General features: G+C 35.0%; 20 protein-coding genes. 9 read left to right on the forward strand and 11 right to left on the reverse strand.

Features of this window, described 5'->3' with window-relative positions; genetic code table 11:
- Positions 1-21: 21 nt before the first annotated feature.
- Positions 22-606: a hypothetical protein gene (locus A8B35_RS04375; protein WP_075602167.1), complete on the reverse strand. Its 585-nt coding sequence runs from the start codon at positions 604-606 to the stop codon at positions 22-24.
- A 219-nt stretch (positions 607-825) separates the two neighbouring features.
- Between A8B35_RS04375 and A8B35_RS04380 the strand changes: the two genes are divergently transcribed.
- Positions 826-1,275, forward strand: coding sequence for a KTSC domain-containing protein (locus A8B35_RS04380; protein WP_075602168.1), 450 nt, complete (start codon positions 826-828; stop codon positions 1,273-1,275).
- 58 nt (positions 1,276-1,333) lie between these two features.
- Here the strand turns inward: A8B35_RS04380 and A8B35_RS04385 are convergent, their stop codons facing one another.
- The 4 genes from A8B35_RS04385 to A8B35_RS04400 form a co-directional block, all read right to left on the reverse strand.
- A complete protein-coding gene (locus A8B35_RS04385) occupies positions 1,334-2,776 on the reverse strand; it encodes a TrkH family potassium uptake protein (RefSeq protein WP_075602169.1) in 1,443 nt (480 codons plus the stop codon).
- Between the two features lie 10 nt (positions 2,777-2,786).
- Complete coding sequence (gene nhaD, locus A8B35_RS04390) at positions 2,787-4,163, reverse strand: sodium:proton antiporter NhaD (protein WP_075602170.1); 1,377 nt, start codon at positions 4,161-4,163, stop codon at positions 2,787-2,789.
- A 117-nt stretch (positions 4,164-4,280) separates the two neighbouring features.
- Positions 4,281-4,601 carry a hypothetical protein gene (locus A8B35_RS04395; protein ID WP_075602171.1) on the reverse strand — a complete coding sequence of 107 codons (321 nt, stop codon included), beginning with the start codon at positions 4,599-4,601 and terminating at the stop codon, positions 4,281-4,283.
- Positions 4,602-5,162: 561 nt separating this feature from the next.
- Positions 5,163-5,936: a hypothetical protein gene (locus tag A8B35_RS04400; RefSeq protein ID WP_139314809.1), complete on the reverse strand. Its 774-nt coding sequence runs from the start codon at positions 5,934-5,936 to the stop codon at positions 5,163-5,165.
- A gap of 770 nt (positions 5,937-6,706) precedes the next feature.
- On the opposite strand from A8B35_RS04400, the gene leuS reads away from it, so the two are divergent.
- The gene (gene leuS, locus A8B35_RS04405; RefSeq protein WP_075602173.1) at positions 6,707-9,496 is read left to right on the forward strand and encodes a leucine--tRNA ligase; all 2,790 of its coding nucleotides are present in this window, start codon (positions 6,707-6,709) and stop codon (positions 9,494-9,496) included.
- A gap of 463 nt (positions 9,497-9,959) precedes the next feature.
- Here the strand turns inward: leuS and nrfA are convergent, their stop codons facing one another.
- Together nrfA and nrfH are read right to left on the reverse strand one after the other, a co-directional pair.
- The gene (gene nrfA, locus A8B35_RS04415) at positions 9,960-11,474 is read right to left on the reverse strand and encodes an ammonia-forming cytochrome c nitrite reductase (RefSeq protein ID WP_075602175.1); all 1,515 of its coding nucleotides are present in this window, start codon (positions 11,472-11,474) and stop codon (positions 9,960-9,962) included.
- 28 nt (positions 11,475-11,502) lie between these two features.
- On the reverse strand, positions 11,503-12,093 hold the full coding sequence (nrfH, locus tag A8B35_RS04420) for a cytochrome c nitrite reductase small subunit (protein ID WP_075602176.1): 591 nt from the start codon (positions 12,091-12,093) through the stop codon (positions 11,503-11,505).
- Positions 12,094-12,452: 359 nt separating this feature from the next.
- On the opposite strand from nrfH, the gene dapB reads away from it, so the two are divergent.
- From dapB to A8B35_RS04445, 5 genes are all read left to right on the forward strand, one after another.
- Positions 12,453-13,169, forward strand: a complete 717-nt coding sequence (dapB, locus tag A8B35_RS04425) for a 4-hydroxy-tetrahydrodipicolinate reductase (RefSeq protein WP_075602177.1) — start codon at positions 12,453-12,455, stop codon at positions 13,167-13,169.
- Between the two features lie 18 nt (positions 13,170-13,187).
- Positions 13,188-14,630, forward strand: a complete 1,443-nt coding sequence (locus tag A8B35_RS04430; RefSeq protein ID WP_075602178.1) for a S26 family signal peptidase — start codon at positions 13,188-13,190, stop codon at positions 14,628-14,630.
- Positions 14,631-14,701: 71 nt separating this feature from the next.
- Positions 14,702-15,937 (forward strand): signal peptidase I, encoded by a 1,236-nt coding sequence (gene lepB / locus A8B35_RS04435; RefSeq protein ID WP_075602179.1) that lies wholly within the window; start codon positions 14,702-14,704, stop codon positions 15,935-15,937.
- Between the two features lie 43 nt (positions 15,938-15,980).
- Positions 15,981-16,250, forward strand: coding sequence for a LapA family protein (locus tag A8B35_RS04440; RefSeq protein WP_075602180.1), 270 nt, complete (start codon positions 15,981-15,983; stop codon positions 16,248-16,250).
- Between the two features lie 36 nt (positions 16,251-16,286).
- On the forward strand, positions 16,287-16,922 hold the full coding sequence (locus A8B35_RS04445) for a WbqC family protein (protein ID WP_075602181.1): 636 nt from the start codon (positions 16,287-16,289) through the stop codon (positions 16,920-16,922).
- Here A8B35_RS04445 and A8B35_RS04450 read toward each other — a convergent pair.
- Positions 16,909-17,337 carry an NUDIX domain-containing protein gene (locus A8B35_RS04450; RefSeq protein ID WP_075602182.1) on the reverse strand — a complete coding sequence of 143 codons (429 nt, stop codon included), beginning with the start codon at positions 17,335-17,337 and terminating at the stop codon, positions 16,909-16,911. The two genes, A8B35_RS04445 and A8B35_RS04450, sit on opposite strands and share 14 nt — an antisense overlap.
- The gene (locus A8B35_RS04455) at positions 17,338-18,111 is read right to left on the reverse strand and encodes a C40 family peptidase (RefSeq protein ID WP_075602183.1); all 774 of its coding nucleotides are present in this window, start codon (positions 18,109-18,111) and stop codon (positions 17,338-17,340) included. It lies immediately after the preceding gene.
- A gap of 151 nt (positions 18,112-18,262) precedes the next feature.
- Here A8B35_RS04455 and A8B35_RS04460 point away from each other — a divergent pair, with 151 nt between their 5' ends.
- Positions 18,263-20,377 carry an HD family phosphohydrolase gene (locus A8B35_RS04460; RefSeq protein WP_075602184.1) on the forward strand — a complete coding sequence of 705 codons (2,115 nt, stop codon included), beginning with the start codon at positions 18,263-18,265 and terminating at the stop codon, positions 20,375-20,377.
- Positions 20,378-20,433: 56 nt separating this feature from the next.
- Here the strand turns inward: A8B35_RS04460 and A8B35_RS04465 are convergent, their stop codons facing one another.
- Positions 20,434-22,353 (reverse strand): methyl-accepting chemotaxis protein, encoded by a 1,920-nt coding sequence (locus A8B35_RS04465; RefSeq protein WP_075602185.1) that lies wholly within the window; start codon positions 22,351-22,353, stop codon positions 20,434-20,436.
- A 274-nt stretch (positions 22,354-22,627) separates the two neighbouring features.
- Here A8B35_RS04465 and A8B35_RS04470 point away from each other — a divergent pair, with 274 nt between their 5' ends.
- On the forward strand, positions 22,628-23,644 hold the full coding sequence (locus A8B35_RS04470; protein WP_075602186.1) for a substrate-binding domain-containing protein: 1,017 nt from the start codon (positions 22,628-22,630) through the stop codon (positions 23,642-23,644).
- Positions 23,645-23,708: 64 nt separating this feature from the next.
- Here A8B35_RS04470 and A8B35_RS04475 read toward each other — a convergent pair whose 3' ends face one another.
- Complete coding sequence (locus A8B35_RS04475; protein WP_075602187.1) at positions 23,709-24,530, reverse strand: toxin-antitoxin system YwqK family antitoxin; 822 nt, start codon at positions 24,528-24,530, stop codon at positions 23,709-23,711.
- Between the last annotated feature and the right edge of the window lie 50 nt (positions 24,531-24,580).

Genomic DNA, 24,580 nt, shown 5'->3' on the forward strand with positions numbered 1-24,580 from the left:
ATTTCTATTATTTTAATTTGCTTACCACATAAATGTTTCCACTTTAGCTATAGTATCAGGTAAGTTAGCCCTTTGGTACATTCGTTGAACTCCTTTTACACTTACTTCTACAGATACTGAACCAATATCTAATAAATTGGTGGCTTCTAGCATTAATGTATCCGATTTAAATTCGTCGAAGCTATAAGTAGCGGGTAGTACTACATCTTTGTGTACAATTGTATCTCCAATAGAATCGGTATACATAACTCGTGCTTTACCTCTTAGGCTTGGGTTTTCTCTTGTTATTTTATATTGAATGATATTGTCTAAATTATATTCTTGTTGAAATATTTTATATACCTGAGGTTCTTCTTCTACATAGAAAATATAAAAGTTTTTCGAATAGCTTTTAGTTTCAATACTAGGTTGTTTTGTATCACAAACTACCACAACCTCCTCGTCAGGAGCAAGTGAGAAATTTTCAAAATCATCGCTTAATATCTCAACAGTAAACTCTGAAGTATTTTTATAGCTAATGTTATAGGTTGTTCCGAACAGAGTTGAGTCTTCCGAACAGGATAAAACAATTAAGGATATTATTGCTATTACTATTGTGTTTTTCATTAATTACTGTTTTAATAATTAGGCCTCAAAAGTATAAAAACTATTTAAGCAAGAGGTATTTTATAAACGCTGAAAGGCCCGTTATAGTATAAAGAATAATTGCAGATTATACAGTTCAGGTTTTAAGGCTAATGTTAATGCTTTATAAATAATTAGATTAGCGTATATATTTAACGTACTTTTGCGGCCGCTAAAAATAGCAGAGTTAAAAGTAGATTGATGAAAAGAATAAATGAATATAAGAAGTTGTTTAAGGTTGAGAATGCGATTGATCTTAAGGAGCTAAAGTTAACTTACCGTAGTTTGGTAAAGCAATGGCACCCTGATAAGTTTCAGGCTGATGACGAGAAGGCTGCTGAAGCTGAAAGTATGAGTCGTCAAATTATTGATGGTTACGACTTTTTAGTGAGCATTGCTCCTGAAACAATGGAAGCCAACAAAGAGCAATACACAAAAACAATTACCGAGTCGCCAATTACCGATTGGAAACACAAAAGCCAGGTGATGACACTTACTTTTTTAGATGGTACAACGTACGAGTTCTTTGGTGTAAGTCGTGTTATTTTCAATAAGTTTTTAAATGCTGATAACTTAAATCGTTTTGCCAAGCGTAATATATTCAATCAATATATTTACCGTCGCTCAATGAAAGCAATGCAAGAAGCATAATAATATTGACACATATTATATAGAATAGGCACTTCGTTTTTCGAGGCGCCTATTTTTTTTATCCCCGCCAAAAGTGAGGCGAAAAAATAATCAGAACAGAAAATAACTCTAACCTTCCTAATAACATCAAGAAAGATAGTATCCATTTTGCCGCATCGGGTATACCCGAAAAATTATTAGCTGGCCCTACAACGCCAAGACCAGGACCAATACCACCCATCGATGTGGCAACAGCACCCATCGACGACTCAATATCTAAACCAGTAATGGTTATGGCCAAAGAACCTACGGCGAATATTATAATATAGAGCACTAAAAATGCCAGTACCTTATAAACTACTTCGGGCGATACCGAGCGTGAGTTAATTTTTATGGGAATAACTGCCGAAGCATGCGTCATCCGTTTAAACTCAGTACGTATACTTTTTATTAGTATAATATGTCGGAATATTTTTACACCGCCCGATGTGCTTCCTACGCATGCACCACCAAACATGAGCAGAAACATCACAAAGGTTAGGTAAGGATGCCATGCGCCATAATCGGCAGTGGCAAAACCGGTGCTGGTTAATATACTCACCACCTGAAATGTTCCTGCTCTAAAAGCCTCCTCAATATCATAGTGTTCAACAAACATCAGCGCAAGCGATACACAAACAGAAACAAGCAGAACAATACCTCCGTAAATTCTGAACTCTCGGTTTCGTTTAAACTTATACCATTTCCTCTTCCAAATAAAGTAGAATAGTGCAAAGTTGGTACCCGCAAAAAACATGAACACAATTATCACATATTGTATATAGGGTGAATAGCTGGCAATGGAATCGTTTTTGGTAGAAAAACCACCTGAAGCCAATGTGCCAAAACTATGGCAGAGTGCATCAAAAAGGGGCATATTGCCAAGCATTAAAAACACCGTTTCTAATACGATCAATAACATGTAAATCCGCCATAAGCTGCTCGCTGTTTTCTGAATTTGCGGGTGTAGCTTATCATTTACCACACCTGCCGATTCGGCACTAAATAACTGCATGCCGCCAAAACCAAAGTAAGGCAATATAGCAATGGCCAATACAATAATTCCCATTCCCCCAATCAAGTGCGTAATACTTCGCCAAAACAAAATGCAATGTGGCAAAGCCTCAATATCGCTTACAACAGAAGCACCTGTGGTGGTAAATCCCGATATGGTTTCGAAAAATGCATTGGTAAAAGATGGTATTGTGCCGCTAAAAACGTAGGGCAAGCTCCCAAATAAAGACATAACCACCCACACAAGCGTTACAATAATAAAGCTCTCGCGCTTCATTTTACCACTTTCAAAATCGCGAGTACATAACCAGCATATTCCGCCAGTAAAAAATGTAATGATAAAGGAATAAGCAAAAGCGCGTATGTCGTGCTCGTTATATAGTATCGATACTATAATGCACAATAACATAAACGCACTTTCAAAAACCAAAATTAGTCCTAGTATATGAATAATGGCCTTCTTATTCATTGCTCAATAATTAAAATAAAAGTACTTGTAAATAGAAAGTAAGGGCTCCGGCAATGTAACCCACAAAAGCAATCCAACTCGCCTTTTTTAGGTACCACATAAAATCAATTTTCTCAATACCCATTGCTGCCACACCAGCTGCCGATCCAATAATTAGAATACTACCGCCCGTACCGGCACAATAAGCCAAAAACGACCAGAAGTTACCATCCTGAATAAAGTTGGCCATATAACCTGTAGCATCTGCCGCCGCAATATGATACATCCCCATTGATGCCGCCACCAAAGGCACGTTATCAACAATAGACGATACAACACCCACAATTAAATTAATGGCATAAATATTTTTCACCTCATCATCAAGCCACTGTGCCATAACATCTAAATGACCCGCAGTTTGTAAAGCAGCCACAGCACTCAATATCCCCAAAAAGAAAAGAACAGTAGGTATATCAATGGCCTTAATAGCCGCCATAACCGTAAGCTTACGTTTATCTTCATCGCTTCTGTTTTTAAGATACCTATCGGTCATTATCCACATAATAGACAGGCCAAATAACATACCTAAGAAAGGAGGCAAGTGCGTTACTGTTTTAAATATTGGCACCGATAACAATGCGGCTACACCAACCGAAAGCATGAAAACCCGTTCCTTCTGTGTGGTAAATTCATCGGTTTCGTTGGTATCTAGTACCGGACGAATGGTTTTTCCTTTGGTAAGCAGAGAAAACAAGAAAGTACTCACTAACATATTTACTATACTTGGCAAAATTACCGAGCTTATAATATGTGCAGCTGTAACTTGGCTTCCAATCCAAAGCATAATGGTAGTCACATCACCAATAGGCGACCATGCACCACCCGCATTGGCCGATACCACCACCATACTCGCAAAAATCCATCTATTATCTTTTTGTGTTAATAACTTTCTTAACACAGTTAATATCACAATTGTAGTGGTGAGGTTATCCAACACAGCCGACATAAAAAAGGTAAGAATACTAATAATCCAAAGTAGCTTTGTAGCATTACTATTGGTAATTTTACTGGTAATTACCTTAAAACCTTGGTATTTATCCACCAGCTCCACAATAGTCATTGCCCCAATCAAAAAGAAAATAATCGATGATATCTCCGATAAATGATGCATCAACTGATCATGCGTAATAAAATGCGTCATCTCCGCAAAACTACCGCCCTCTGCCATAAAGTTATTCCAGGCCGAGCTAAAGCCCAAGCCTAAAATCGATTCACCACTCAACGATAAAATAGCCCAGCACACCGAGCCAATAAATAAAGCAATAGCCGCTTTGTTAATATGATTTACGTGTTCAAACACGATGAATCCGTAACCTAGTACGAATACAACAAGCATTAATAAAAACATTACAAAAATGATTTAGGAAAAATGAAGTATATAACAACCCACCGTACAACAGTGCATTGCATTATTTAATAATAAAAATCTGAAGAATGTGCAGCAAGCCAAAACTTGCCCATGTTGTTAGACAATAGGAGGCGAACTATCGGCCTCAAAAAGAATATACCCGCAGAAGGTATATACCTCAATATGTTCAAAATGATATTGCATACCCTGATTGGTATGCGTAAGGCATGCCGATAAATCCGATAGAAGCGCATCGTAAACTAGCCCCGTTAGCACAAAGCCTTTGTCGTTCTCTACACTCGTTTCCGAATCAATAAACGTTAGTGTACCCACATATCCCTCTTCTACATCCGTATTTAAATACGATGTCACACCGCACACTTTCCCTAATAGCAGAAAAGCCGTTGCAACAACAAAAATGTAATAGAAGTTTTTCATGAGGTTTACTCTTATGGGCGGCAAATGTAAACTTTTGAAGCACTATCCTATCATCACGCTCCGTTAAAAAACACTAAAAACCTAAGTTAAATCATATATATGTTATTTGGGCGGAGTAATCTGGCTATTCGTTATAGCCTTTCTAACATTGGCTTGTTTAGCTAAGCAGTGCGTGTGCTCCTAAGGTCGCATACGCCAGCTAAGCTGCACAAAGCCCCTGTTAAAAAGGGCTGCCACTACTATCCAGCCCGCACATTAACGCTTAATATACTTCAAACCACTATTGCTAACTTTTAATACAAGCTTATTTAAGGTAAAAATGTCTACGAAGTCGAAAAAAATGCTTGCCAGATAGGATGAAGTTGTTAGCAGACTTTACGGAATGTTTACAAAGGTGGAAGAAAGTATTACCAATATTGATTAAGCCATATTACACACAAAGCAATAGCATATATTATGTAATTACAAAACCATAATTTACAAATGCCTTGAGATGGCTGCCTGCCTCGCCATGACAAGGTGCATCCTGCTTAGAATATTACTTCTAAAATTTATTGAACTTTAGTTTTTCCCTTTTCTCATATAATTATTAAGTTTTTCAACCGCGGCGAAATAACTCAGAATTAAGTCTCCCTCATTTGGCAAATATGTTAGTATAATACTAAAATTACTATTATGATTATTCCCTAACAGATAGAATAAGTCGCAAGTTTCAATTTCTGCTAATATTGATATCAATTCAGCTTCAGGATAAATAATACTTTTCCTAAATCCTTCTATATACCTTAAAGTATTATATCTATGCTTAATTGAAAAATCGATCCATGTAATTTTACTTTCGCGATTATTACTTAAATGTGTTCTATAAACATCACATATTTCTGTAATATTTTCGAGGGTCCAATCTGCGTCACCTTTGCTATTTCTTTTACTGAACCGGCGTAATATATTTTTATAATTACTTTCTTCTTCACATATTCGTGTATGATATTCTCTCCATACGCTTCTAAGCTTATCTTTATCTTTATATTCCTTTAGTACTACGACTATTAAATAAAAGAAGAAACCTGTTATAAAAGAAAAGCAAATATCTCTAAAAATTTTTCCAAATTCATAACCATATTGCCAACATTCCTCAATGTTGATTAACCAGAAATCAATAATAAAAACAATAGTGATTGAAACCATTGTAAAAAACAATACAGTCTTATTTATGTGATTGTAAATCCCTTTTGCATCAAAAATAATGTCTTGTATTTTACCATTAAGTGTTAGAGGTTTCTGTTTTATTATCATGTATTGAGTTAATGAGTTCTGTATACTTATTTTGTTCATTCAAAAATAACAGAAAAGTATCATAAACCAATCATATCTTAAAAAGTCATACCACATCTCTACCTCGCGGATTTAGCGTAGCGTAATCCGTGAAACTTTTCAATTATACAGAAACGAGAGAATAAAAGCATATTCAAATAAATGTAAGGTATTAATGACAAAAAACACACTACATTTTTGTGAAAAATACCTGTGATTTTTGAAAAAAGACGTGTGTTTTTAAAAAAAAGACACGTCTTTTTTTACACCAAATACAATGTGCTAAAAATAAACACCTTAACTCTATCACAGAATGATCATTCGTGATAGCAACCAGAATAGAGAACAGCCCAACCTGCAGTAAGGATAGCAACGGCAGTAAAAGCTTTGGGTGTTTAGTTTTTTAAGGAGGGTGGCGGCGACCGCAGGAAGCCCCCACACCGACTATAAAAAAAGAACAAGCCATAGCTTTTGCTATAGTGAATAGCCTGTTAACCCAAATTGTGTATTAAATATTTTTAGTGAGCATTTAAAATGCAATAAAATAAGCACTTATATAAAAGAGGCATAGCATCGCTATGGGGAATTTATATAAGTATTTATTTTGAAGTAGTTTAAATGCGTAACAAAATATTTAGTACATATTTTGGGTTTAACTGCCCAATAAAATCATGTTTTTTTACCTAAGGGTACTACAAGCAATTGTAAAAGATTTTTTATAATTTCGCAGCGCAGAATACCGCAGGTTTAAGCGGTGTTTTATCTACAGAATTCTTTGATATACAATAAATATGGATTACAATTTTAAAGCCATTGAAAAAAAATGGCAGAAGCAGTGGGTAGATAATAAAACCTACAAAGTTGAGATTGACAACAACCGTCCGAAATATTATGTGCTCGATATGTTTCCATATCCATCGGGTGCCGGACTGCATGTTGGTCACCCACTGGGTTATATTGCTTCTGACATATACAGCCGTTTTAAACGCCTAAATGGTTTTAATGTATTGCACCCAATGGGTTACGATGCCTATGGTTTGCCAGCAGAGCAATTTGCGATTCAAACGGGGCAGCACCCAGCCATTACTACCGAGAAAAACTTAAACAGATACCGCGAGCAGTTAGATAAAATTGGTTTCTGTTACGATTGGGATCGTGAGATTAGAACTTGTGAGCCCGATTATTATAAGTGGACACAGTGGGCATTTACCGAAATGTTTAACCACTACTACAACAATAAAACGCAAAAGGCCGAAAGCATTGATTCTTTAATTAAAGAATTTGAAGCCAACGGAACACAAAATATTGATGCATCGGAAACCGAAGCATTGAGCTTTACTGCCGATGAGTGGAAAGCAAAATCGGACAAGGAACAACAAGAGGTATTGTTAAACTACCGCTTGGCTTATTTGGCCGATACAATGGTAAATTGGTGTCCGGCTTTAGGTACTGTGTTAGCGAACGATGAGGTGAAGGATGGTTTATCGGAGCGTGGTGGTCACCCGGTGGAGCAAAAATTAATGCGCCAGTGGTTATTGCGTGTTTCTGCTTATTCGGAGCGCCTATTGCAAGGCTTAAACGATGTGGATTGGACCGATTCGTTAAAGGAAATGCAGCGTAACTGGATTGGCAAAAGTGAAGGTGCCGAGATGAAGTTTAAGGTGAAGGATTCGGATGTTGTGATGGATATTTTTACCACACGTGCCGATACGGTTTTTGGGGTTACCTTTATGGTATTGGCTCCGGAAAGCGATTTAACTTCGCAATTAACTACGCCTGAGCAAAAGGATGCGGTTGATGCTTACATTAAAGCTACTGCCAAGCGAACAGAGCGTGAGCGTCAGGCCGAGGTGGATAAAGTAACTGGTGTATTTTCGGGTTCGTATGCGATTAATCCATTAAATGGCGAAGAGATTCCTATTTGGGTGGGCGATTATGTATTGGCTGGTTACGGAACAGGTGCTGTAATGGCGGTTCCAGGTCACGACACACGCGACTTTAAATTTGCACGTCAGTTTAATTTACCAATTGTTCAGGTGGTTATTCCTGAAGGCGAAGAAGCAACAGATACGGCCACTTGGGACGATTCGAAAGATTCAAAAGCAGGTACAATGGTTAATTCTGATTTCCTAAACGGATTATCAGTTCCTGAGGCCATTGCCAAAACAAAAACACATATTAAAGAGCAAGGTGTTGGCGATGTAAAAATAAACTATCGCTTGCGCGATGCCATATTCAGCCGTCAACGCTATTGGGGTGAGCCATTCCCGGTTTATTACAAGGATGGAATGCCACAAATGGTTGATGCTGCCGATTTACCAATGCAATTACCTGAGGTGGATAAGTTTTTACCTACCGAAGATGGTGAGCCTCCGTTAGGTCGTGCTAAAAATTGGGTGTATAAAGATGCTTATCCATTAGAGTTAAATACAATGCCTGGTTTTGCAGGTTCGTCGGCGTATTACTTACGTTACATGGACCCGAAAAACGATACGGCATTAGTGGGTAAAGAGGCCAACGAGTATTGGCAAGATGTGGATTTATACATTGGTGGTACCGAGCATGCTACAGGTCACTTAATTTATTCGCGTTTCTGGAATAAGTTTTTATTCGATACTGGAAATGTAATTAAGGATGAGCCATACAAAAAGTTGATTAACCAAGGTATGATTCAAGGTCGTTCTAACTTTGTATATCGAATTAACGGAACCAACAAGTTTGTGTCGCTTAATTTAAAAGATGAGTATGAAACAACAGCACTTCATGTGGATGTTAATATTGTACATAACGATGTGTTGGATACTGAGAAATTCCGTAATTGGAATCCTGAGTATAAAGATGCTGAGTTCGTTTTAGAAGAGGACGACAAATATATTTGTGGTTGGGCCGTTGAAAAAATGTCGAAATCGATGTTTAACGTGGTTAATCCTGATGATATAGTTGAAGATTACGGTGCAGATACGCTTCGTTTATACGAGATGTTCTTAGGGCCATTGGAACAAAGTAAGCCTTGGAATACAAATGGTATTGATGGTGTGCATAAGTTTTTACGTAAAGCTTGGCGTTTATTCTTTGATGCCGAAGGAAATGTAAATATCTCTGACGAAAAGGCTACTAAGGATGAGTTGAAGACTTTACACAAAACCATTAAGAAGATTTCTGACGATATTGGTCACTTCTCGTTTAATACTTGTGTGAGTGCCTTTATGATTTGTGTAAACGAGCTTACTGAGCAAAAATGTAATAAGCGAGAAATACTAGAAGGCTTAACTACTTTATTGGCGCCTTTTGCACCACATATTAGCGAAGAGCTTTGGAGTACATTAGGTCATTCAACTAGCGTTTGCGATGCTGCATGGCCAGTATTTGAACCATCGCACTTAGTGGAAGCTAATTTTAGCTACCCTGTTTCGTTTAATGGAAAAATGCGTTTTAAATTAGAAATGCCTGTTGATGCCAGCAAAGAGCAAATTGAAGAGGCGGTTAAAACCCACGAGTCAGCTCAAAAGTGGTTAGAAGGAAAATCGATACGTAAAATGATTATCGTTCCTAAAAAGATTATTAATGTAGTGGTGGGGTAAGGTACCTACTAGCATATAAATATATACAAGGACTATGGTGCAAGCTGTAGTCCTTGTTTGTTTTAGTGTTTCATATCTTCAAGGAAGTCCTTAACAATGTTGTTCTGCCCTTTTGAACGTTCGGTTTGGACTTCGCAACACTTGTTTGTTGTATTTGGCACGTTCACTTTGCATCTCGCAGACTTGTAAGGTATATATCGAACGTTCGTTTTGGTATTTACAAGGCTTGTTAAGTGCATTAGGTACGTTCGATATTGGTCCCGCAGGTTTGTTTGGTGTATTTGTAACGTTCAAGTTGGGCCGCGCAAGTTTGTTTGGTGTATTTGGCATGTTCAAAATGGCTACGCAGTGTTGTAATGGCAAATTAATTTTAATGTATTTCGGAATATTACATGGCAGCATAAAATGAAAAGAGCTCACAGTATAACTGCAAGCTCTAAAGAGGTAAATTATCTAACCTAAATTAATTCATCGAAACATCATATTTAGCTTCTCTAGCATTAGCTTCTTCTTCCCATTGAGGAATTACGGTTTTTAAGAATTCGTCTTTCTCTGATTGAAGTTGATCAACATCTAAACCAATATACTTTTGAGCTTTTGCTTTAGTGCTGATATCAGGATAAGGAACTGCTTCATTATGTCCTAATTCAGATAATAAGCGACTTAGTTTTATTCTTCCTTCTTGAGCAATTGTAATTCCAGTGCCAATTACTCTACTAATCTCAACAGGAGAGTGGAAAGAACCACCATGACTTGCTGCTGCATAATCCCAACGCCATTGCGAGTGACGAATATCCATTAGTATATCTTTCATTTGTTTATCTGTAGCACCAAGGTCCCAAGCTAATTTAGCTTCAACGTGGGCGCGTACAATTAATTCCTCTAGCTTATCGCGATTTTCAATAATTCTATCTTGTCGCTGATATACATCTGCAATTAATTGATCTGTTTCCTGACGGTGACATACCTGACACGAGTTGGCAACATTATTAAGTGGACTTTGAATATGGTGATCAGTATATTTTATACCACCTTCGCTTTTATATGGCATATGACAATCGGCACAAGAAACACCACGTTCGGCATGTATACCAGTCATGTGAACTTCGTAACCTGGATGTTGTGCTTTTAACATTGGCGCTTTACTCATACTATGTGTCCAATCTGAGAATTCAATGTCATCATAATACTTCTCGGCACCTTCAACAGTCATTCCATTTTGCCATGGGAAAGTTAAATACGGCGATCCTGGTTTCTTCTTTTTATCAAAATAATACTCAACGTGGCATTGTGCACAAACCAATGAGCGCATCTCTTGGTGCGAAGCCTCATTAATATCTTTACCCATTGATTCAAATGCTTCAACAAGTGCAGGTCGTGTAATTTTTAAATTCATGGTTTTAGAATCATGACAATCAGCACAACCAATATTATTCATAACCTCAGCACCTTTTTGTTCCCAAGTTCCTTTATAAAACTCTTCAGGTCCCATTTCTTCCATCAAGCGCGGAACATCGGGGCTTTTACATGTCCAACATGTATTTGGCATCGGACTTTTTTTCCCTTCCATTGGAGCGCCAGTACGTAATGTATTCTGTATATCTTCAACAGCATGCATATGTCCTCTTCCTTGGTTGTAATCTTTAGAAAAACCATATCCAGCCCAAAGAACAACTAGTCTTGGGTCTACATCAAGCATGTCTATCATCGCAGAGCCATTGTATTTACTTGCATACAAAGTATCTTTAGTTTTTATATACGATTGATATTGATGCGGGAAATTCTGTCCCCAAATTTCGTTTCTTGGTTCAGTGCTCGAGTATTTTACTTGCGGAGTATAGGCAAAAACAGCTTCAGCTCTTCTTTCTGTTACTGATGAGGCTAATAATCCTAATAAAAACACAACCACAACAGTTGCAAAAAACAGTACCCAGCCTAGCCAGGGTTTCTCTTTCATTTGTTCACTAATAGATTTCATATGCTTGAGTTTATTTTATTAAGTTGTGCTATTTGTTATTTTTTTTTAAATCTTTTATCCATTGAGGTAGGGGGCTTTCAGGTACGGGAACTCTCGCATTAGGTGTACTAGAAAGACTATTCACTCTACCATGCGGCGTTTCTCTATGGCACTCCCAACAAAGTCTATCATTAATATTGGAGTGTACATTTGGCATTTTTGATAATAACTTGTCGTCTTTAATTAAGCCTTCGTGACATCTAACGCAATTATTCTGAACCACATGTTTACCTTCATCCTTAATGAATATCACCTGAGGTTCAGCGCGCATTGTAAATATAGTAGCATGTCGTAATCCATCCTTCGCTTTAAAATAATACTTGTTAAAAACATTATTATGAGGCACGTGGCAATCATTACAAGCAGCAACCTCCCTGTGCGAACTATGTGTCCAAGTAGCATATTGAGGAGCCATAATATGACAATTTACGCATGTTTTAGGGTCATCAGATAAGTAGGAGTGAGCTCTTGAAACATAAAATACGTATATAAAAAGCCCAACAAAAATACCGATAACAAGAATTACTGGAAAGATCCAATTTTCGGGAGGTTTAATGAAGTCAATAAGTCGTTTATTCATAATTCCTTAATTAGGATAAGTATTATTTATTTAAAAACAATAATAGTTTAGGTAACTAATTGCCTAAATTAAATCAATTACTACTAAATCACAAATTAGATAATTTTATAACTAACTAATAAGCAAGCTGTAATATTAATCTGCTTTTGTAGTATCTTGGTTATTAAGATACAATAAATACAAGTAAGAATAATTCTAAATTATTTATAGGAGTGAATCATCTAATAAATAGAAAATCAGAATAAAAGTTAATATTTATGTTTTTATGCGCATTAGAACGATGAATAAATTGAGTTTGTTATATTTGTTTTTTTGGAAACAATAGTTCGTAATTAACAAATAATTCAAAATATATTACAATGAATATCGCACTTATTGGATATGGTAAAATGGGTAAGGAAATTGAAAAGATTGCTCTTGAAAGAGGTCATACAATTTCTAGTAAGATTGACATGAATAGTCAGGATACTTTTGATGGAGAAGGTTTTAAAAAAGCTGACGTTGCCATAGAATTTACTATTCCTGATGCTGCATATGGAAATTTTATCAATTGTTTTGAACGTAATATGCCTGTGGTTTCAGGAACAACAGGATGGCTAGATAAAATTGAAGAGATAAAAGATTATTGTGAAAATAAAGGACAAACCTTTTTTTATGCCTCAAATTTTAGTGTTGGAGTAAACGTATTTTTTGAGATTAATAAAAAACTAGCACAATTAATGAATGGTGTAGATGGTTATGATGTAACTATGGATGAAACACACCATATTCATAAATTAGATTCTCCAAGTGGAACAGCCATAACCATTGCCGAAGGTATTATAGAGAACCTTGATTCAAAAAATGAATGGGTTGAAGGAGTAGATGCTAAAGATGGTCAGTTACATATTGAGGCCTATCGTAGAGATGAAGTGCCTGGAATACATACAGTGAAATATGATTCAGATGTTGATGAAATCATTATTCATCACAGTGCCAAATCAAGAAAAGGTTTTGCCTTAGGTGCTGTATTAGCTGCAGAATATGCTGCTAAAAACAAAGGTTACCTAGGAATGAGCGATCTTTTAAAATTTTAAAACTAAACTTAATCTAATATGTTTAAAAACATTCCCTTAGCAAAATGGATTAAATTTGCTATTGCATTAATTGTATATATTCTTTGGGTAATTTGGGTTGGTAATTATTGGTTACTACCAGGTGTATTTGTAGTTTTCGACATCTACATATCAAAGAAGGTACCCTGGGATTATTGGAAGAATCCTAAAGACGGTAGTAAACCAAAAGCTTGGGTTGAGTGGGTTGATGCCTTGGTTTTCGCTTTAGTTGCTGTTTACTTTATTAACTTATTTTTGTTTCAAAACTATAAGATTCCAACATCTTCGTTGGAGAAGACTCTTTTAGTTGGAGACCACTTATTTGTTAGTAAAGTAAGTTATGGCCCGCGTATACCGCAAACGCCATTGTCGTTTCCGCTTTTACAAAATACTGTGCCTGTAATTAATACCAAATCGTATTTAGAATGGCCTAAATGGGAATATCGAAGATTAGCAGGTTTTGGTAAAGTTAAGAGGGATGATATTGTAGTATTTAATTTTCCTACGGGAGATACTGTACCTACGCTAGTTACAAATCCTGATTTCTACATTACTACTCGTAACCTTGGTTTGAGTATTGCTAGAGATAATCCGGCTTATTTAAAAGGTATTTCACCAGATAATCAGTGGAAATATAACGAGCAATTACGAGCATTAGGAAAAGCCTACGTTAATCAAAACGAGGGTACTTTTGGCGAGGTAGTATATCGTCCTGTAGATAGACGCGATAATTACGTAAAGCGCTGTGTTGCCATTGCGGGTGAAACATTCGAGGTAAAACATAATCAAATCTATATTAATGGCGAGGCAGTGGTTAATCCGAAAGGCTTACAACATTGGTATAACATTAGAACTGATGGCACCAAGTTTAATGATAAGTTCTTAGATAAAATGGAGATTTCAGCCGAGGATGCAAGTGGAATGGGCTTTGGTCCAACTTATAGACTTCCATTAACTGAAGAGAAGGCGGCACAAATGAAGTCGTTCCCTTTCATTAAACAAATTATGATGGATGAGGAAGTGTCTGATTCTACATCTATGCCGCAAACTTGGCCATATAGTACTGATTATGTTTGGAGCAGAGATAACTTTGGTCCTTTATACATACCTGAGAAAGGTGCTACAGTTGATATTAATATGAAGAACTTAGTTCTTTATGATAGAATTATTACTGCCTACGAGGGTAATACCTTGGAAGTGAAAAATAACGATATTTACATTAATGGTGAGCTTGCAACAAGCTATACTTTTAAAATGGATTATTATTTCATGTTAGGTGATAATCGCCACCAATCAGCCGATTCGCGTTATTGGGGATTTGTACCGGAAGATCATGTTGTAGGAAAACCATTGTTAGTTTGGCTTTCATTAAACAAAGACAAATCAATCTTTGGAGGGAAAATTAGGTTTGATAGATTTTTTAAATGGGTTGCTAACGAATAGCAATTAAATAATATATTGTAGAAAACAGGGATATTCATTTTTGATTAATCCCTGTTTTAGTATTTAAGAGTATGAGCAATAAGAATATACTTAAACTAATTACGAGTATTTTATTATTCTGGGTTGGAGTCTGGACTAGGAGCTTGCAACCCTTCATACTCATATTATTTATTGGAGATACCGTAAATAATAGTCCATATTATAATCGGATTCACAACTTTCTGAAAACAAAATTAGATAAACGAGTTAAATGGGCGGAGTGGGGTCTTTCTCTACTAATTGGTGTTTGGATTATTTTCTTCGTTACAGATAATTTTATTCAGAGTTATAGTTTTCAAACCTCTTCGATGCAAGGGACAATAAAGTCAGGCGATGTTTTGTTGATCAATAAACTAGTTCCAGGTAAAAGACTTAGTCCAAATAATATTAGTGAATACAAGCGCACCAGAGGGTTAGATAACATTTCAAGAAAAGATATTATTGTGTTTAATTTCCCTGAAGGGGATACGCTGTTAATTGATAAACCAAACGAAAGTTATCATTATTTAAAGCGTTTATATCGCTTGAATCTATCAGAGAATAATAGTAATAGTTTTGATACAAAGCGATATTATTCAATAGAAGAACGACCACTTATTGTAAGTCGGGTATTAGGAATGCCAGGCGATTCTATTAGTATTATTGAAGGTTTATTTTATGCCAATAACACTATGGTAGAATACCCAGATTCTTCAATCGGTAGGTATCAAATTATTGACAATAAGGAAGCCATTAATAATAAACTGATAAAACCTTACAATACCTTATATTCTTCAGAAGGATTCAAATGGGAAATATTTCAAAAAGATTACGAGCTCTATAAGGATTCTATTACCTGGCTAAAACCAGATATAAATTCTAAAAATTATCCCGAGCCCTTTATTTACCCATTTGATAAGCATCTTCTTTGGAATAAAGATTTTTTAGGCCCTATTTATATCCCCCAAAAGGGAAGTAGTATTGAAGTTAATAATAGCACAATAGCTATTTATCGACGGGTTATAGAAACCTATGAGCAAAATGAAGTGGAAGTAGTAAACGGGGTTATATACATCAATGGCGAAATTCAGAAAAGCTATACTTTTAAAATGAATTACTATTGGGTTCAAGGTGATAATCGTTCACATTCTTTTGATAGCAGGTATTGGGGTTTTTTACCAGAGAATCATATAGTAGGCAAAACAAATTTTACAATTGCTTCAGTAGATCATTCTAATAGAAGTTCAGGATACTTTAGATTGCATCGCTTTTTTAAAAATCTTGAGTAACTTAGCTTAAATTTTAAAAGTTATTACATCAAAACTTAATTATATGAAGAAGTCATTCTGGGTATTAATAGTTCTTGCAGTGTTGATCGTTATGTTTTCTGTTCAAAATGCATCAACCGTTGAGTTTCATTTCTTTACTGTAACATCAGAAATATCATTAGCCGTATTGCTAATTATTACGTTTATAAGTGGCGTTTTAATCGGAGCAATATACTCTTCGTTGGCCCGAAGAAATAAAAAGAATAAGAACGAAAGTGTTAAGGATATATCTATAGCAGAAGATGAAAATATAGATTCTGCAGATGGTAAATAACCGTTCTTAGATTACAATTATTTAGTTTAAATATTTATGCAAAGCATATTTACCTCAAGTTACCTACCTCCAGTTCAGTTTTTGTCACATTGGGTTAATACCGATGAACCAATTATTGAAGCGCATTGCAACTATGCGAAACAAACCTACAGAAACCGATGTGATATTTTAGGTGCTAATGGTCCTATTTCGTTAATTGTCCCGGTTATAAAGGGGCGAAGGCCAAAGGTGGTATCCAAAGATGTTGAAATTGCCTATTACGAGCGATGGCAAGATCTGCATTGGAGGTCAATATTATCGGCCTATAAATCATCTCCATTTTTTGAATATTATATGGATGAATTCGCAATCTTTTATGAGAAACAGTATAAGTTCTTATTAGATTTTAATAATGAGCTAATGCAAGTAGTATTAGATGCTTTAGATATCAATAAAGACTTAAAATTTACTGAGAAATTTGATAGAGTATTGGCTGATGATATTATGGATTATAGAGAGATTATCCATCCTAAAAAAGACTATAGTCAACTAGATTTAAACTTTAAGCCTATAAAATACCGACAGGTTTTCTCTGATCGTTATGAATTTATCCCAAATTTAAGTGTGATTGACCTAATATTTAACAAAGGTCCTGAAGCTATTGATTTGCTTGAAGATTCTATTTTAAAATAGATTTCTTTATATCCGAAATGATTTTATCATGATCAAAAGCCAACTTAGGTAGCTTATTAATTTTAAACCATTGTACATCTATTGCATCATCCTGTGCAATGGCTTTTAATTCTTCTTCTACAAACGTGTAGTAAACCACAGATATGGTCCTCCCACGAGGATCTCTATCAATAGAGTCGTATATACCAAACTGGGTTAGTTCCTCACAAATTATCCCAGTTTCCTCTTTCAACTCCCTGTGGGCTGCAGTAACAAGTGTTTCATCCATGTCTAAAAAACCACCAGGGAATGCCCAAGAATCTTTGTAAGGTTCATTTTTGCGTTTAATTAGTAGAACGCTAGGTTCATTTTTTGCACATAGGATTATGGAATCAACAGTAAGTGATGCTCTAGGAAAATCGTAGGTAAAGGCCATTTATAAAATTCGTTTGATCACTCTTAGCTTATGTGAGTAGGTGTTTTTATCGCGTTTGAAAATACCTTGATGGTCAAGCTGATCAATTCTAACTTCGCCATTTGCATGAATGATTTGACCTCCACCAATGCAGATTCCTACATGTATTACTTTCCCTTCTTCATTATCAAAAAAAGCAAGATCACCCACAGTGGCTTCTTCAACAAATTCAACTGTTTCTCCAAAGTTAACTTGTTGCGATGCATCGCGAGGTAATTTTAGGCCATTAATTTTATAAACTATTTGAGATAAGCCTGAACAATCAATACCAAAAAAAGAACGGCCACCCCATAAATATGGAGTATGTAGTAAAGATGTTGCAACTTCTCTAATTCCTATTTCTTTAGCAGCCGGAAGCTGACCTGATATGAAATAATCATTTTTACCTATGGCAAAACTATTGCGATCATGTCCGTTAAATACAATTCTACTTCCAGCAGGAATGGTAATAGGAGCGCTGGATCCATCTTGAACAATTTTAATGTAAGGAACAGGAACCATCCAAGCATCCGCATCTTTCCATAATTCATATTGAGTTTGAGCAACTTCAAAAACTAAGTTTGAGTCAATCCATCCCTCGTAACCATCAAAGTCCATTTTTATCTTAGCCCACTTATCCGTTTTTTCTGTTACCTGATAAGTTTCTCCAAATAAGATTTGCGTTACCAATTCTGAACGTTCAGAAGCTTCGCTTCGCACTGGAATGTAACTAAATACACATATAGATCCCTTCATAAAACACTAAAATTTCAGCTGCGAAGATACCATTTTATGATAAAAGTCGCCTGTTTTACCCAAAAAAAACAAATTAAGTCAATGTAATGCCGTTGTTTTACTAATTTTAAACCGTCCTTATTTAAGGGTATCATTCAAAAAAATAAGTAAAATGAAACAAGTGTTGCCTAAGCTAAAAAAATATTCTAAGTCGATTAATCGAGTATTATTATTTATTGCAGCCATTATTATAATATCAAACTTATTGCCGAGGGAAGGAAAATTCCGTTTTGAATTTAAAAAGAGTGAACCTTGGAGATATGAAACTTTGATTGCTCCGTTTGATTTTAGAATATACAAAACGGATCTTGAGTTAAAGGCAGAAAGCGATAGTATTTTGAGCCATTTTAGGCCTTATTTTTCAAAGGATAGTTTGGTATATCCAACCGTAGTTGAAAATATTGCAAAGAGTATTATTGCCAACAGAAAACTACTTGAAAATAGATATCCATTTTTAACGTACGATTCTTTTATAATGGATTCTATTAATGCAACAATTTCTACTGTGTTAAAGCCTATTTACAATAAAGGGATTGTTCAAATTCCTGATGAATATATTAATCAGGCTTCTGATTTAGAATTTAAATTGATTGATAAAAACTTAGCAGAACTATATTCTGCCAGAGAGTTTTATTCTTCTAGAGATGCCTATAAACGTGCCGTTGAAGAAATTGATAGACTACTTTCTTACAAAGGGTTTGAGTATGATAACATGGATGGCTTCGTATCTGACCTTAAGATTGATGAATACATAGTTGCCAATATTCAAATAAATATTGAAAGAACAAATGAAGAGAAAGAGGATCAGTTAAAGAATATGGCTTTAACAGAGGGTATTGTTTTATCTGGTCAGAAGGTAATTGATAAAGGAGAATTGGTTGACAATGTTGCTCTGAAGAAGCTTGTATCCTATAAAAAAGAATACGAAAGTAGAATTGGAACAATGTCGGAGTATAATATAATATATGCAGGTCAGATATTGGTTACATTTGTGCTAACAATGAGTTTGTTTTTGTTCTTATTGTTCTATCGAAAGGATGTATTCAGAAACCTTAAACATGTTACTTTTTTATTGTTGATGATTGTTACGGTAATAGCTTTAGCATATCTGTCGTTCAAAATTGAGGATATTCCAATTTGGGTTATTCCTTTTACTATTCTGCCTTTAATAGTAAGAACATTTATGGATTCTAGATTGGCATTCTTCTTCTATGTAGTTGCTATTTTGTTGGCTTCGTTTTTCAGCGACAAGAGTTTTGAATTCATATTCTTGCAAATTCCTGCTGGGATTGCTTCTATATTTACGCTGTATAAAATGGCTCGTAGATCTCAAATTGTGCGCTCGGCCTTGGCTATATTTGCTACTTATAGTATTTTCTATACTGGATTAACATTAATTCAAGAGGGTAATATTGAAAGTTTAAATTATGAAACGTATATCTATTTTGCTATAAATGCCTTATTGATATTAATGGTGCATCCGTTAATCTATGTTTTTGAAAAGATATTTGACTTCCTTTCGGATGTTACTTTGGTAGAACTTTCAGATACTAACCATCCTTTATTACGTCAATTGGCAGAGAATGCACCTGGGACATTCCAGCACAGTATACAGGTTGGTAATTTGGCACAAGAAGCGGCCTATAAAATTGGTGCAAATCCTTTATTAATTAGAGCAGGAGCAATGTATCATGATATTGGGAAAAGTGTAAATCCATATTACTTTACTGAAAACCAGACTACGGGTATCAATCCCCATCAAAATATGGATTATGAAGATAGTGCTAAGATAGTAATTGATCATATTGAGGGAGGCGTAAAAATTGCTCAGAAGCATAATTTGCCAACTCAAATAATTGATTTTATAACTACTCACCAAGGTACAACGAAGACTCGTTATTTCTATAATTCTTTTATAAACGAGAACCCAGATGTTGAGCCTAATGAAAAGAACTTTACATATCCAGGTCCTACGCCTTTTACTAAAGAGACCGCTATTTTAATGATGGCCGACTCAATAGAAGCAGCATCACGAAGCTTAAAGGAATATACTGATGAGGCTATTGAGAATTTAGTAGAAAAGATTGTGAGTGTTCAAATGCAAGAAGGACAATTTCAGAATGCGCCAATTACCTTTAGAGAAGTAAATAAGGTAAAAGCTGTTTTTAAGGAGAAGTTGAAAAATATTTATCACGCTAGGGTTTCCTATCCTGATATTAAAAAATAGGCATAAAAAAAAGGATTCGAGCTATTCGAATCCTTTTTTATGCAATAATATATTAGTTAAAAACTTTCATAACCTTCACTCTCATTTAGCCCTAAATCTATAATTGGCTCAACTTTAGTTAAGTTCTTTTTTTTAGGTTGATAAACTGGAGTGTCTTGTTTTGTAGTTGATGTTTGTGATGTATCTGTTTCTTTAACAGTTTCAGGTTCATCGCCTAGTTTAAAAACAGAGATTGATCCTTTCAGCATGCCCGAGAGAGCTTCTAACTCTTTTGCAGCAGTGCTAATTTCTTCACTATTTGCGGCATTGCGTTGAGTGATTTGATTGAGCTGCTGAATAGCATTATTGATTTGTTCAATTCCTGTAACCTGCTCAAGAGATGCAGATGTAATTTCCTGAACTAAATTTGCAGTTTTCTCAATTTCAGGTGTAATATGTACTAGTTTCTCTCTTGCCTCAGAAGACGAAGTTATTGTTTTTTGTGATACCTCATTTATTTCGTTTGCAGCACCTTGACTTCTTTCGGCAAGTTTACGTACCTCGGCAGCAACCACAGCAAATCCTCTTCCTTCTTGTCCAGCTCTAGCTGCTTCAACAGCAGCATTAAGTGCTAATATATTTGTTTGAAATGCTATATCACCAATTATAGAAATTTTATCAGTAATGTTGGTTAGGTATTCATTTGCCTTTAAAGAGCTTTCGTTACTAATTTGAATACCAACAGCAGCATCTTTTGCAATTTTCTCGGTTTGTTTTGCGTTATCTGTATTTTGTTGAATATTAGCATGCATTTCCTCCATTGACGAAGAAACCTCTTCAGCTGATGATGCCTGCTCTGTAGCACCTTCACTTAATTCAAGTGATTCACGCGTAAGCTTTTCACTAGCTTTAACCATCTTATCAGCTCCAACTCTAATTTCATCAATTACGGTTTTAATATTCGCAACCATTGAATCTAAGGCAGCAGATAAACGTCCCACTTCATCTTTACGGTTAGAAGCAAATGTTATATTGAGATCTCCAGCAGCAACTTTCTCTGCTAAGGTAATTCCCTCCATAATTGGTTTACTAATTGAGTTTGCCAAAATAAATGTCAAAATAATTCCAAAAATCATAATGACAAATAGAGCTATTATGAGGATGTTTTTTTCCTGGGTTACCACATTTGCGCTATTGGTCCCCATTTCTAACAGATAATCCAAACCAATATCAGATGCCTTTTTAACTTCCCACATTAACTCTTTTCCAGCTTCAAATCTTTTTAATTCGGCTAAACGTGCGTTGTTATAAAGTTTTACGAAAGAAGTCGTTTGGTCAATAAAACTATTAGCATCTGTTTTAATAGGGGATTGTGGAAGTTTAGGTTGCAGCTCTTCTAATGTATTGGCTATTTTTTTTATTTCAACTCCATTCTTATGGCTTACAGATTGCACTAGATTTGCATATGCTTTATTTAGTTGCGCAATTGTTCTCTGAGTATTGTATGATCCTGTATTTGACTCAGCTAATTGGTTTAAATCTTTAAATGCTTTTTTTAAATGAACTTGAGCTGTTGTACTTTGCTCTTCTTTATTTAGATAGTCATTTCTGATGTTATCAAAATTCTCGAATAGATCACCAACAGCATGAAGGTCTATGCCTTTTTTATTTCCTTTTATTTGTGTCGAATCAGAAAGTGTAATGAGATTATTTAGTGCTTGTTGAAAACTGTTAATATCCCAAGATGCCATTTCTCTATAATATGTATTTCCCGAGTAATCTTGAGCTAATTGATAACCATTAGAACTTTCCCAAAAATGATCCATTCTGGAAGACTCATTAACCGATGGTATATAGGTATCAGATAAAGAAGTAATTTCTCTATCAACCTTGAGTAGGTTGATTAGTAAAACGAGGCATGTTATGGTTGAAAGTAAAACCACTAGGCCAAACCCAATGCCTATTTTCTTCTTTATTTTAAGATCTCTCCAAGTCATAAAATATAGATTTTAAATAAGTTAGTAATGTCTAAATGTTTAGTAACGAATACTTATTACTTATTCACTTAGTTTAAATATAAGTATGTGTGACGTGTAAAAGTAATGAATTTTATTAGATTTGTAAGGAATACATAATCTTTAGTTATCAGTTTTAATCACACACTAATTCTGTATCTTCTTAAAGTATTATGTAGTATGGGAGAATAAAGTGTTGTTGTGGATTTTATCCATAACGTTAATAAATATATGGGTACTTAAAAACATTATTTCTATGAATACAAATTTGAAAAAAGCTTTCAAGGGACTTCTTTGTTTTATATTTGCCATCTTGATATTTGGATGCAGTAAAACAAAACAAAACACAATTGGTTTTTTGCACCCTACTAAAGATATTATCAGGTTTACTATTGAGAGTAAGGCATTCAAGGATTATTGTAAACCTCAAGGTTACGATGTTATCATTAAAGGGGCTCAGAATGATGAAGCATTACAGATTGAACAGGCTAGAGAATTGATAGCGCAGGATGTTGATTTATTAGTAATTATTGCGGTAAATATTAATACTGCAGCCGCAATAGTACGCGAGGCTCATGAAAATAACATCCCGGTAATGGCTTATAATAGATTAATCGAAAATTGTGAAGTAGATTTCTTTATGGGTAGCAATGGTGATCAAATTGGGAAAATAATGGTGGATGCTCTTGTGGAGAAAAGTGGTGGAGGTAACTTCGTAATCCTAGGGGGCGATAAGTTCGATAAAAATGGATTAGATCTACAAAAGTCAGCAGAGAAATATTTACAACCTTACATTGATCAAGAAAAGGTAAATATTGTATACAAGACTTATATTGAGCAATGGATGCCATCAATTGCGAAGTATGAATTTGAAAAGATCATTTCGTTATATGGCACCGATATTGATGCAGTTCTTGCAGGATCAGATGGTATGGCAGAAGCTGTTATTAGCGTATTAAAAGAACATGATTTGCAAGGGAAAGTGGCTATAAGTGGTCAAGATGCTGAAATAAGAGCCTGTAAAGCTATCCTAGCGGGTAATCAAACCGTTACGGTTTATCATCCGCTAAAAGAGATAGCCCATAAAGGTGCTGAAATTGCAATTGATATGATAAATAATAAGAACCTAAAAAAGTATATAAACAGTAGTGAGTTTAATGGACTAATTGATGTGCCTACTCATAGAGTTAACTCTATTGGTGTGAATAAAGATAACTTGCAAGAGGTTTTAGTTGACTCAAAGTTTTACACAATAGATCAAGTTTATAATTAATTACACTATATAAAAAATATAAAAGAAAGCGCTATGGGAATAGTGCTTTTTTTTGTACTTGATTTTAAGGTCTTCTAAACCCAACCTCTTTGCTATCCTTTATCATAATTATTTTGACTAATTGAGAATCAGAATTATAGATGTAGCGCTCACCATCTATTAGCTCACCAATTTTATAGGTTCCTTTTTCTTCTATATCTCCATTTAACTTATAGATTATATGAAAACCACTTCCGTTAAACTTTTTGTTGTCATTATTATGCTTTTGATTGTTTTTGTTAATAGCAACAGGAGGTGAGACATGTTTAATCTCTACTATTTCATTAACTTTCCCATCCACATATTCTTTGGTGGATATTAAGATACCTTGTTCGTTATATGAATTCATGGAGCCAATAGTTTTGCCATCATTCCAAGTTCCAGAATATTTAGGCTTTCCATTCTCATGATAGTATTTTTGTTTACCGCTTCGTTTACCCTCTTTATTGTAGTGCCAATCGTAAGCAATATTTCCATTTTTATGGTAGTATTTGTAATTGCCTTCCCAATGGTTGATATGCCAATTTCCAGTTTCAGATAAGGTTCCATCTTCGTAGTAAAAATTAGCTTTACCTATTGCGCTACCATTTATATAGGTAATTTCATCCTTTTTATTTCCATTCGAATAATAGCTTGTCCATATTCCATTTTTTCTACCATTAGAATAAGAACCCTTTTGTTTTAATTGGTTTGTCTTATAGTTAATAAGCCAAAAACCTTCTTTTTTACCTTCAGAGTTTAGTTGATTAATAGTATCATTTATAAAATAAAGATTCTCATTAAGGTTTGCTTTTAATGAGAATGAGGACAGGATATATATAAATACTATAAATATAAAATGGTTCATATGACTAAGATACGGAGTTAAGGTGATTTGTGTTATCTCATTGCCTAAAA

Origin of the sequence: Saccharicrinis aurantiacus (assembly GCF_001660705.2) — a bacterium.
Lineage (GTDB): Bacteria > Bacteroidota > Bacteroidia > Bacteroidales > Marinilabiliaceae > Saccharicrinis > Saccharicrinis aurantiacus.